Annotated in this window: 11 protein-coding genes; 4 read left to right on the top strand and 7 right to left on the bottom strand. The window is 67.7% G+C overall.

Annotated features, from left to right (window positions below; translation table 11 throughout):
- The first annotated feature begins 238 nt into the window (after positions 1-238).
- Together E1298_RS36555 and E1298_RS36550 are read left to right on the top strand one after the other, a co-directional pair.
- On the top strand, positions 239-1,204 hold the full coding sequence (locus E1298_RS36555) for a pirin family protein (protein WP_131901593.1): 966 nt from the start codon (positions 239-241) through the stop codon (positions 1,202-1,204).
- Between the two features lie 93 nt (positions 1,205-1,297).
- Positions 1,298-1,879, top strand: a complete 582-nt coding sequence (locus tag E1298_RS36550; protein WP_131901591.1) for a TetR/AcrR family transcriptional regulator — start codon at positions 1,298-1,300, stop codon at positions 1,877-1,879.
- A gap of 446 nt (positions 1,880-2,325) precedes the next feature.
- On the opposite strand, the gene E1298_RS36545 is transcribed toward E1298_RS36550, so the two are convergent.
- From E1298_RS36545 to E1298_RS36535, 3 genes are all read right to left on the bottom strand, one after another.
- Positions 2,326-2,682 (bottom strand): LysR family transcriptional regulator, encoded by a 357-nt coding sequence (locus E1298_RS36545; protein WP_243726030.1) that lies wholly within the window; start codon positions 2,680-2,682, stop codon positions 2,326-2,328.
- 107 nt (positions 2,683-2,789) lie between these two features.
- Positions 2,790-3,254, bottom strand: coding sequence for an OsmC family protein (locus E1298_RS36540; RefSeq protein WP_131901589.1), 465 nt, complete (start codon positions 3,252-3,254; stop codon positions 2,790-2,792).
- Positions 3,255-3,273: 19 nt separating this feature from the next.
- The gene (locus E1298_RS36535) at positions 3,274-3,900 is read right to left on the bottom strand and encodes a GntR family transcriptional regulator (RefSeq protein ID WP_165975849.1); all 627 of its coding nucleotides are present in this window, start codon (positions 3,898-3,900) and stop codon (positions 3,274-3,276) included.
- A 296-nt stretch (positions 3,901-4,196) separates the two neighbouring features.
- Here E1298_RS36535 and E1298_RS36530 point away from each other — a divergent pair, with 296 nt between their 5' ends.
- Positions 4,197-4,979, top strand: coding sequence for a serine hydrolase (locus E1298_RS36530; protein ID WP_165975848.1), 783 nt, complete (start codon positions 4,197-4,199; stop codon positions 4,977-4,979).
- A gap of 193 nt (positions 4,980-5,172) precedes the next feature.
- Here the strand turns inward: E1298_RS36530 and E1298_RS36525 are convergent, their stop codons facing one another.
- Complete coding sequence (locus E1298_RS36525; protein ID WP_131901583.1) at positions 5,173-6,087, bottom strand: NADP-dependent oxidoreductase; 915 nt, start codon at positions 6,085-6,087, stop codon at positions 5,173-5,175.
- 298 nt (positions 6,088-6,385) lie between these two features.
- Complete coding sequence (locus E1298_RS36520; protein WP_131901581.1) at positions 6,386-7,039, bottom strand: NAD(P)-dependent oxidoreductase; 654 nt, start codon at positions 7,037-7,039, stop codon at positions 6,386-6,388.
- Positions 7,040-7,146: 107 nt separating this feature from the next.
- On the opposite strand from E1298_RS36520, the gene E1298_RS36515 reads away from it, so the two are divergent.
- The gene (locus E1298_RS36515) at positions 7,147-7,554 is read left to right on the top strand and encodes a winged helix-turn-helix transcriptional regulator (RefSeq protein ID WP_131901579.1); all 408 of its coding nucleotides are present in this window, start codon (positions 7,147-7,149) and stop codon (positions 7,552-7,554) included.
- Between the two features lie 264 nt (positions 7,555-7,818).
- Here the strand turns inward: E1298_RS36515 and E1298_RS36510 are convergent, their stop codons facing one another.
- Together E1298_RS36510 and nrdR are read right to left on the bottom strand one after the other, a co-directional pair.
- Entirely contained in the window at positions 7,819-10,644 is a 2,826-nt protein-coding gene (locus tag E1298_RS36510) for a vitamin B12-dependent ribonucleotide reductase (protein ID WP_131901577.1), read from the bottom strand.
- A 121-nt stretch (positions 10,645-10,765) separates the two neighbouring features.
- Complete coding sequence (gene nrdR / locus E1298_RS36505) at positions 10,766-11,239, bottom strand: transcriptional regulator NrdR (protein ID WP_131901575.1); 474 nt, start codon at positions 11,237-11,239, stop codon at positions 10,766-10,768.
- Positions 11,240-11,484: the final 245 nt, after the last annotated feature.

Here is an 11,484-nt window from a genome sequence, read left to right as displayed (position 1 = left end):
GTGGAGTTGTGGTGGGGCGGGGAGCGGGCATTGTTGCTTGTGGGTCGCCTTCCCGGGCGGCGGCTAGGGCGTTTCCTATGGGTCTTGTTCGTCGTGGGCGGCGTTCAGGTGCGTGCATCGCAAGGCGGAGGAGGGGGCCGGCCCGGTGTTGGCTGGTGACCGACGACAACGCCGGGAGGTGCCTGGGCGCCGCGCAACAGAACGTAGATTCATAAGAAATGCTCAGGGAGGCGGGGCTATGAGCGATCTTGATATTCGGCCGAAGCCGGTGCTGTGCGGTGGGCGGGACGATGTTTCGGCGCGGCCTGTGCGTGAACTGCTGCCGCCGCGCCGGGTGCCGCTCGGTGAGAGCACGGTGGTCCGGAGGCTGCTGCCGAGTCTGGGGCGGCGGATGGTGGGGGCCTGGTGCTTCGTCGATCACTATGGGCCGGACGACATCGCCGATCAGCCCGGCATGCAGGTGCCGCCGCATCCGCATGTCGGCTTGCAGACGGTGAGCTGGCTGCATGGCGGAGAGGTGTTGCACCGCGACAGCTTGGGCAGCCTGCAGACCGTCCGGCCCAGGGAACTCGGCCTGATGACCGCCGGACGGGCCATCGCGCACTCGGAGGAGTCCCCGCGCGGGCATTCGCCGATCCTGCACGGCGCGCAGCTGTGGGTGGCCTTGCCCGATGCTCATCGGCATACCGATCCCGTGTTCGAGCATCACGCCGACCTTCCCACGGTGGACGGACGGGGCTTCAGCGCGATCGTCATCCTGGGCGAGTTGGACGGGGTCGCCTCGCCGGGGACGGCGTTCACTCCGATCATGGGGGCTGACCTCTCGCTGAGGGGCGGTGCCGATGTGCGGTTGCCGCTTGAACCCGACTTCGAATACGCGGCGCTCACGATGTCCGGCATCACGGAGGTGGACGGCGTGCGCATGGAGCCGGGATCGATGCTGTATCTCGGGTGCGGTCGCCGGGAGTTGCCGTTGCGGGCCGACAGCGACAGCGGTCTTGTGCTGCTGGGCGGTGAACCGTTCGAGGAGAAGCTGGTGATGTGGTGGAACTTCGTGGCGCGGACGGGCAGTGAGATCGCGCAGGCTCGGAGGGACTGGATGGCCGGGGACCGCTTCGGCACGGTTCGGGGTTACGAGGGCACTCCCATTCCAGCGCCCGCCATGCCGGATACGCCCCTTAAAGCTCGTGGCCGGGCTCACTGAGCACCGATAGCAGTGATCTTGTTAGCGTCGCTCGTTCATGAGTCGATGGTAGCATGTCTTTGCTCAAAGTTCTAGCGATGCTAGGGTTGAGATGTGTCAGTACAGGAGCGCCGCGAGCGCGAGCGAGCAGAACGTCATCGCCTGATCGTCAGGGCGGCCCGGGAGATGGCCGAGGCCGAGGGCTGGGAGTCGGTGACCACGCGCCGGCTGGCTGAGCGCGTGGAGTACAGCCAGCCGGTGCTCTACAGCCACTTCAAAGGCAAGGACGCCATCGTGGCCGCCGTTGCGGTGGACGGGTTCGGCGAGTTGGCCGGGCAGTTGCACAGTGCCCGCACCGGCCATGAGGTTCCGGAGGAGGCGCTGCGGGCCGTGGCGGGTGCCTATCTGGAGTTCGCCCAGGAGCGACCCGCACTGTACGACGCGATGTTCGTCCAACAGATCGATGTCACGTTCGGGACTGGGGAGTCTCCCAAGCAGTTGCGGGAGGCGTTCGCCGAGTTCATGACCGCGCTGGAGCCTCTCGCCGGAGAACGTGACCTGGAGACGCTAGCGGAGGTGACGTGGAGTTCACTGCACGGGCTGGCCACCCTCGTCCACGGGCATCGGCTTCGGCCCGACCACCACCAGGACCGGCTCGAATTGCTGCTCAAACCCATCGTCGAAGGCACGCCCTGATCGTCCCAGGCGATCGTGAGTCAGCCGGCGTTCGTTGTTCGCTGAACGCAGGTCGCGTTCAGTGGAGAACTTCTTTGGGGGCGGTGACCAGCGTTCAGCGCGCGCGGAGTGTGCCGCATTGCCTCAACGATCTCGTCCGGGTTGGGGTCGGCGTTGAGCGCGGCGGGGGCGGGCACTTCGAGTTGGGCTCGCAGCCGCCCATGGCGGTGAGAACGGCGCGTGTGATGAGTTGGGGGTGGGATGGCGGTGCGGTCATGAATGTCGCCGAAGGACCGTGCGACGGCCTGGTGGCCCAGTTCTGGCGAGATGTCGGCGAGTGTCGCCTGCGTCGAGCCGTCCTGCGTACCACCCTGTCACCATCTCCTCGGCGTTCAACTCAGGGAGTTCCACCACCACCGCCGGGGACTCGCTGGAGAAGGCTGCCAGCAGACGGGCCAGCCTGGCGGTCAGCCCGCGCGCCGCCGCGAGACGGATGCGGCCAAGGGTTCCCCGGCCCATCCGTGCATCTCCTCTTCGACTGCGGTGATGTCGGCCAGGATGCGATCGACGTGCTCCAGCAGCGGCCCCTGCCCGGGTGAGAAGCCCTTGGGCGGGTCGCAGCGCTCGACCGTCCCGCCTGCGTTGCCCTCCAGCTCTACGCGGTGGTTGTTCCGCTCGAACAGCGCACGGCCGAGTTGGCGTTCGAGCTTGCGGATCTGTAGTGATGGCGCGGGCCGCGCGATCTGCGACCCCTCCGCGGCCCGTGTGAAATGCAGTTCGCGTGCGACGGTCCCGAAAGACTCCAGGTAGCGGGATCCCATCATCTTGACAGCGTTTCAGTGTTGGAGCCTGTCAGATGATTGGTGTCTGGCCTGCTCGCATCGGCGATAGGGCCGCTGAGGCGAGCATGCCTAGCCCGACGAGGGAACGTCTAGCCGAACGTGGGCTCGTGGCGGACGGTGAAGTTCACCGAATTGGCGATGAAGCAGAGGTTGTGAGCTTGTTCGTGGAGGCCGGCCGCTTCGTCGGCCTTCGTTGGGTCGTCCAGGACGGCTCGGGGCCGCAGGATGACCTCCTCGAACCGTCCTCCACCGTCCGGCGTCTCGACCATGGTGCCGTACGGGCTGTCGGTGTACGCGGTGACGACGATCCCTTTAGTGGAGCACAGGTGCAAGAACCAGAGCATGTGACACTGCGAAACGGATGCGACCAGTAGCTCCTCTGGATTCCACCGACCTGCGTCACCGCGGAAACTGGGATCGGAACTGCCCACGATCGGCGGCTTGCCTTTCGCCTCCACCTCGTGGGCTCGTTCGAAGGCGCGGTAGGAACTCGTCCCGGTGCCGCTGTTGCCCGTCCAGGTCACGGACACTTCGTAGTGATGGGTCTTCGGCATCCTGGCCTCCTTCACTCGGTTACTCCAGGGTCGCTTTGGCTGCGCGGGCATGGTCGCCAGCGATCTGTCCGGCGAGCGTTCGGTCGCCCTGGACGATCGCCCGGAGCAAGTCCTGATGTTCGGACGCGACCGTCTCGGGGCGTTCCGGAGGGGCCAGTGAGGCCCTCGTGGAGACGATGATCTGGTCCCACAAGCGATCCAGGATCTCCAGGGCGATCGGGTTGCACGCCAGCTCGGCGATGCCCCGATGGAACCTCCGGTTGAGCTCGATCGCCTGGTCGAGGTCTCCGGCGGCGGTCACGTCCTCAAGGCGCCGCGCGTCCCGCTCCAGGTCGGACAGCGCGATGGGGGCGATGCGACCGGTGCGCTGCCGGTCGGCGGCGAGTTCCGCGGTGAGCGTCTCCAGCGCGGCCCGCACCGCGTAGGCGTGTCCCAGGCGATCGGGCGTCAGGACGGTCACGACCATCCCGCGTCCGACGCCGTGGACCAGGCCGTCGCTTTCCAGCCTGCGCAGCGCCTCCCGAACCGGCGTGCGGCTCACCGCGAGCGTCTCGCCGACCGCCGTCTCCGTGAGCCGCTCGCCCGGCGGGTACTCGCCCGCCACGATCAGCTCGCGAAGCCGCCGGTAGACCGTGTCGACCTGCATGTACGCCTCCATTGCATACAAAGCATACAGCGCATGCGATGTGGACGAGAAGAGGGGTAACGCCGGAGCAACACAACGATCACGACACTCCCGGCCATGCGACTTGAGGAAATCGCGCCGATCGCACGACCGGTACGCCACAGGCCGCGTCCATGACGCGTGCGACACGATGGCTTCGCACCGTGCTTGCGGCCGCCACTGTGATCAGTGTGGTTCCCGCGAGCGGCTCTGCGACACTTCCGGACGAACCCACCCCTATCAGGACCGCTCCGCCTCCGCCCGTCAGCCCGGAACCCATGCCGCGCCCCGATCCCAGGTTCACGAAGTCCCAGCGTGCGGCGCTGACGCGCGCTCTCGACCGGTACATGGACGATCGTCCGGGCGCGCTCTCTGTTTCGGTGCAAGAGATCACCACCGGCCTGGCCTTCACCTACAAGCCCAGGTTGCGGACGGCGACGGCCAGCATCATCAAGGCCGACATCGTGATGGCGCTGCTCCTGCGGGCACAGCAGGACAAACGCGGCCTGACGGCCACGGAGAGGAGTCTGGCCGAACGAGCGATCAAGGTCAGCGACAACACCGCGGCCACCGCGCTGTGGCACGCCATCGGCGGGTCGGACGGGCTGGCAGCCGCGAACCGGCGGCTCGGACTCCGCAGCACGAAGCCCGGTCCGGGCGACGCCTGGGGCTCGACGATCACGAGCGCCGCCGACCAGGTCAGGCTGCTGACCGCTCTCACCTCGTCCCGCAGCCGGCTCTCGGCCGCGAACCGCCGCTACGTCCGGCACCTGATGGGCGATGTGGCGCCGGAGCAGGCGTGGGGCGTGAGTGCGGCCGCCGGGCGGGGCGCCGACGTCGCGCTCAAGAACGGGTGGCTCCCCCGCCATGTCCACGGCGGCCGCTGGACGATCAACAGCGTCGGCATTGTGCGCGCCGCGGGCCGCGTCTTCCTGATCGCCGCCGTCTCCGAACGCCACGCCACGATGCCGGACGGAATCCAAGTGGTGGAACACGCCTGCTCGACCGTCGCCAGGGCGCTCTCTCGCAGCATGCCGTCCAGCTCTGCCTTGGAGAGATGACCCCGTCTATCCGAGGCGCGTCGACGGGTCGAGGCATCGACGGGCGGTTCCCAGCGCCCGCGGCGTTCGCGCGCGATGGTGCGGGATATCTCAGCCCGGTGGACGACCTTGCATTCCGCGGATCGACTGCCGAGCCTTGCTCGCGGCCGTCCGTACAGGACGGAACCAGCCGGAGCCGACCCCAGCGCCTCGTTCAGATCTCTAGCACCACCTTGCCGAGGACGCCTTTCTGCTTGGCCTGGAACGCTTCTCTGGCCTCGGCCAACGGGTAGACGGCGCCGACATGCGGGAGGAACCGGCCCGACTCGGCTCGCAGGGCGAGTTCGGTGAGCTGGTCGCGGTTGGGCTCGACGATGAAGAACACCGCGCGTCCCGCCTCGGGGTGCACCGGCGGCGGCGCGGTGATCGAGACGAGCGCGCCACCTGGCTTGATCTTCTGAGCGGAGCGCGCGAGCAGATCGCCGCCGATGGTGTCGAAGATCAGGTCGACAGGTTCGACGGCCTCGTCGAACTGGTCCCGTTCCAGGTCGACGAAGGTCTGTGCGCCCATCTCCGCAGCCAGGCCGGCGGCCCGTCCACGACCGGTGGCGATGACGTGCGCGCCCGCCTGGTGGGCCAGCTGGACGGCGAGCGTGCCGGTCCCGCCGCCCGCTCCGTGGACGACGACCGTCTGGCCGGCCTCCAAACCGCCATGCACGAAGAGCCCTTGCCAGGCGGTCAGCCCCGCGAGCGGCAGTGCGGCCGCTTGGGCGAAGGTAAGGGACGGGGGTATCCGCGCAAGATTGCGTGCCTCGACCGCTACAAACTCCGCCGCCGCGCCGTTGCGGTGCCAGTCGGTGAGACCGAAAACACGGTCGCCGACGGCCAGCCCTGGCGTGCCGTATCTGACCTCGGTGACCACACCGGCCACCTCGTGGGCGGGAATGGACGGCGTCCGGTCCCGTCCGGCCCGATCGACCCAGGTGCCGGGCCAGTCCAGTTCGTCTGGGACGAAACTGGCCGCGTGTACTCGCACCACCACATCACCGGTGGCGGCGTACGGAAGCGGCGCGTCCTCAAGGACAAGGCCCTCGCTACCGCCGGACTTGTGGATACGTACTGCTCTCATGGTTATCGCCTTCCTGTTCAGAGCCTTCCACCAGGGAGACGACGCGACACGCGACGGTGTGACAGGGCGGACGCAATAGTCCCCTACGGCTACTGCCTCCGCCGTGGCCATGGCCGACCACGCCGGACGCGGTGCCGCGCAGAGTCCGATCGGAGAATGCGGTCCTACGAGCCTTGCTGGTGCGATGCGTCCGCCGAGCCCTCGGGGCGTGAGGCCACCGAGGACCCGATAACGACGCCGAAGCTCGGTTCAGGCCCCAGGCGGCTGGACGCTCACGGCGTTGACGGAGCCACAGAGGTCAGGCGGCCACGGCGGCCAGTGTGCGGTGGTGCTTCGGGGTTTCGATCTCATCGATGAGCGCGACCGCAAGATCGGCGTAGGAGAAGGAGGCCGTCCCATCTCCGCCTGGAAGGAGCCGGCCGCCGCCGATCCGGTATCGGCCGGAACGCGGCGCGGCGTCGTCCAGGAAGATCGGCGGTGGAGCCAGAACCAGCCAGTCGATCTCGGGACCCGCCTCACGGAGCACGGCCAGCGCCGCCGCATGCCCCAGTGAGAACACCCGGCCCTCCTCCGGGAAGCCGGGCGCGTCATGCACCATGACGCCTGGCGCGGCCTCAAGGGTGGTGCCGATGCCGATCAGCACCAGCCGTCCGACGCCCGCGCGTCCGAGGCCGTTGAGCAGGGCGTGTGTCCCGCTCACGAAGAACTCCTCCGAGGGGATGTCGAGCCGGACGGCGGCGTTGATCACCGCATCGTGCCCCGTGGCGATCTCGGCGACGTCGTCCGCCCGGGTCACGTCCCCGGCGACCAGGCTCACGCCGTCACCGGCGAGCTGCCGGTACTTGGCCGGGTCTCTCACAACGGCCGTGACCTGGTGACCCCGGGTCACGGCCTCGGACACCGCCCGCCTGCCGGCACGCCCACCGGCACCGAAAACAACAATCCTGCTCATCGACAGTGCTCCGTTCGGCAGGGCCGGCCGATCGCCGGCCACTTCCCCGGACGCTATTCGACGCCCCCTTGGTTCCCGCAACGATAGTTAGTACGTACGCTCTGACCATGAGACAGCCACTCGATCCGGACATGTTCGCCGGATGCCGCGCGTCGGGCGCTTCTCTGATCCGAATCGGCGACAAATGGACGAGCAGGGTAATCCGGTGCCTGGAGTCCGGGCCACGCCGTTTCTCCGAAATACAGGTTCCGTTGCGCGGCGTCACTCCCAAGGTGCTGACGGAAACGCTCCGGGCAATGGAACGTGACGGGCTGGTCGAACGCACCGTCTACGCCGAGAGACCTCCGCGAGTCGAGTACACCCTGACTCCACTCGGCCATACGCTGCGTGAACCCATGGCCGCCGGTTGCGCGTGGTCCGAGGCGCATCTGCCAGAGGTGATGGAAGCGCGCGAGGCTCACGAGCGTTCCAGCCTCGTCCAAGACATGGCCGAACAGCAGACATCCCAGAGATGACTATCGACCAGTAATCGTCGCCGACCGTCTCAAGAACGCCGATCTCACGCGGCCCGATCGCCATACTGGGCCCGAATGGACAGCACCTACAGGCCTCGATTGAACGACACAAGGTGGGGACCGACCTGACGGTCGGTCCCCACCTCGATGTGCACATCATCCGCTTATGCGGATCCAATCCTCAACGCCGCGTCAGACGCAACTCGGCGTGCTATCAGCGGCAGCCGCGTGGGCCCGCGGCCCCTTTTCAGCCGCGGCCCCTTTTCAGCTGCAGCCGCTGGTGGAGCCGCAGCCCTCGCAGACGTAGCAGCTACCCGCCGGGCGCATCTTCGTGCCGCAGGTGAGGCAGAGCGGCGCGTCGGCGGTGCGGCCCTGGCGGCTCTCGATGACCTCCATCGAGGAGCGTGCCTCGGCGGGCGCCGGGGCCGCGGCCTGGACCGCCGCCGGACGGGTGATCTCGGCGGACTGGGCGAGCGTCTCGTGGTCGACCTCGTCCTCGGCGTGCAGGGTCGCCGGGTCCTCTCCGTTGGCCTGCATGGCGCGCTCCTCGGCGGTGAAGATGCCGAGCCCGGCGCGCTCCTCGTAGGACAGGTGGTCCAGGGCCAGGCGGCGGAAGATGTAGTCCATCACCGACGTCGCCATGCGGATGTCCGGGTCGTCGGTCATGCCGGCGGGCTCGAACCGCATGTTGGTGAACTTCTCCACCCAGGTCTCCAGCGGCACCCCGTACTGGAGGCTGATGGAGATCGCCATGGAGAACGCGTCCATCACGCCGGCGAGCGTGGAACCCTGCTTGCCGAGCTTGAGGAACACCTCGCCGAGACCGTCGTCCGGGTAGGACGAAGCGGTCATGTAACCCTCGGCGCCCGCCACGGAGAAGCGGGTGACGGTCGCCGGACGCTGCTTAGGCAGCCGCTTGCGGACGGGACGCGTCGCCCCCGCGTCCACCGCGACCTCGGCCTTCGGCTCCGCCTTCTTGCCCGCGGCGGAGAGGGGCTGGCCGACCTTGCAGTTGTCGCGGTAGATCGCCAGGGCCTTCAGGCCGAGCCGCCAGCCCTCGAAGTACACCTTCTCGATGTCCTCGACGGTGGCCTGCTCGGGCATGTTCACGGTCTTGGAGATCGCACCGGACAGGAACGGCTGGACGGCCGCCATCATCCGGACGTGGCCCATCGGGCTGATCGCCCGCTCGCCCATCGCGCAGTCGAACACCTCGTAGTGCTCCTGGCGCAGGCCCGGCGCGTCCACGACGTGGCCGTGCTCGGCGATGTACTCGACGATCGCCTCGATCTGCTCCTGCTGGTAGCCGAGCATCTGCAGGGCGCGCGGCACCGTGTGGTTGACGATCTGCATGGAGCCGCCGCCGACGAGCTTCTTGAACTTCATCAGCGCGAGGTCGGGCTCGATGCCGGTGGTGTCGCAGTCCATCATCAGGCCGATGGTGCCGGTCGGCGCGAGCAGCGACGCCTGCGCGTTGCGGTAGCCGTGCTTCTCACCGGCTTTGAGGCACTCCTGCCACTGCTTGGTCGCGGCGACGTGGATGGCCTTGTCCATCTGGCCGAGGGTGCGGACCTCGTCGTTGGCGGCGGTGTGCTTGCGCATCACCCGCTTGTGACCCTCGGCGTTGCGCGCGTAGCCCGCGTACGGGCCGACGACGCCCGCGATCTCGGCGGACCGGCGGTAGGCGACGCCCGTCATCAGCGAGGTGATCGCCGCGGCGAGCGTGCGGCCGCCCTCGGAGTCGTAGGCGTGGCCGGTCGCCATCAGCAGGGCGCCCAGGTTGGCGTAGCCGATGCCGAGCTGGCGGTAGTCGCGGGTCGTCTCGGCGATCTTCTCCGTCGGGAAGTCGGCGAAGGTGATCGAGACGTCCATCGCCGTGATGATCAGCTCTGTGAGCTTGACGAACTTGGCGATGTCGAACGTGCCGGCCTCGGTGAGGAACTTCAGCAGGTTGATGCTGGCGAGGTTGCAGGACGAGTTGTCGAGCGACATGTACTCCGAGCACGGGTTGGACGCGGTGATGCGGCCCGACTCGGGGTTGGTGTGCCAGCTGTTGATCGTGTCGTCGTACTGGATGCCGGGGTCGGCGCACTCCCACGACGCCTGGGCCATCAGCCGGAACAGCTCCTTGGCCTTGACGGTCTCGACGACCTCGCCGGTCATCCTGGCGCGCAGCCCGAACTCCTGGTCGGACTCCACGGCGCGCATGAACTCGTCCGACACGCGAACGGAGTTGTTCGCGTTCTGGTACTGGACGCTGCCGATGTCCTTGCCGCCCAGGTCCATGTCGAACCCGGCGTCCCGCAGCGCGCGGATCTTGTTCTCCTCCCGCGCCTTGGTCTCGATGAACTCGGCGACATCGGGGTGGTCGACGTCCAGGACGACCATCTTCGCGGCCCGCCGCGTCGCGCCGCCCGACTTGATCGTCCCCGCGGACGCGTCGGCGCCGCGCATGAACGAGACGGGGCCGCTGGCCGTGCCGCCGGACGACAGCAGCTCCTTACTGGAACGGATACGCGACAGGTTCAGGCCGGCACCGGAGCCGCCCTTGAAGATGACGCCCTCCTCCTTGTACCAGTCCAGGATCGACTCCATCGTGTCGTCCACGGACAGGATGAAACACGCCGACACCTGCTGCGGCGACCTCGTCCCCACGTTGAACCACACCGGCGAGTTGAAGCTGAACAACTGGTGGACCAGCGCGTACTTCAGCTCGTGGTCGAAGATCTCCGCGTCCTGCTCGGAGGCGAAATAGCCCTGCTCCAGGCCCGTCTCCACGTATTTGCGGACGACGCGGTCGACGAGCTGCTTGAGGCTCCACTCCCGCTGCGGCGTCCCGACCGCGCCGCGGAAGTACTTGGACGTGACGATGTTGACGGCGTTCAGCGACCAGAAGTCGGGGAACTCGACCCCGCGCTGCTCGAAGTTCACCGAGCCGTCACGCCAGTTGGTCATGACGACGTCACGACGTTCCCAGCGCATCTCGTCATATGGATGCACGCCGGGCGTGGTGAAGATCCGCTCGACCTTCAGCCCCTTGCGGCCCCCCTTGCCGCGCCGCGCCGCCGAGCCGCTCACCGTCTCCGTCATGACCTTCCCCCTCTCGGGCCCACCCGCCGGGCCCTGTTCAGGAACAACTCCGCCGCCGCGCAGGCCATGCCCGACGCGGTGGCTCTTTCACGTTTGCTGCTGTGTGCTGCCGGAACCGCCCCTACCGGGGCGGGCCGGGCTCCCCCGAGGAACCGGCCTTCCGCAGTGTTTCGATCTCCTTGGCGAAGTCGTCCAGCGACTCGAAGCTCCGGTAGACCGAGGCGAATCGCAGATAGGCGACCTCATCGAGCTCGCCGAGCGGCCCCAAGATCGCAAGGCCGATCTCGTGCGAGGGGATTTCCGCGGATCCGGACGATCTGATCGCCTCTTCGACCCGCTGTCCCAGCTTCGCGAGCGCATCCTCGTCCACCGGACGGCCCTGACAGGCCCTGCGCACCCCGGCGATGATCTTTTCCCGGGAGAACGGCTCGGTGACCCCGCTGCGCTTGGCCACCATCACGAGCACATTCTCCTGCGTCGTGAATCGCTTGCCGCATTCGGCGCACGACCGGCGCCGCCGAATGGCGCCCCCGTCGTCGGTCGAACGACTGTCGATCACTTTGGTGTCAGGGTTGCGGCAGAACGGGCAGTGCACGCCTTAACCCTCCCCTGACGAAATCGAGTCGCACCTGTCGGAACATCGCCACAAGAACACAACTTGTGGAAAATCCCAACGGTGTAACTACTAGATGTTGTGGTCAACCGTAAGGGCCCGGGCAGGCGTACGCAACCTGGATCGGGCTCCTCTCGCGTAGACCCAGGTCACATCGAGCCTCCCGAGCCCCACCTCGGCGTGTCGCCCAGACGCCCCCGGACCGCCCCGTCCACACCCCCACAAAC

Source organism: Actinomadura rubrisoli (assembly GCF_004349215.1).
GTDB classification, from domain to species: domain Bacteria; phylum Actinomycetota; class Actinomycetes; order Streptosporangiales; family Streptosporangiaceae; genus Spirillospora; species Spirillospora rubrisoli.
Note: the sequence above shows the minus strand (reverse complement) of the source record. Positions and strands in the feature narration are given on the sequence as shown.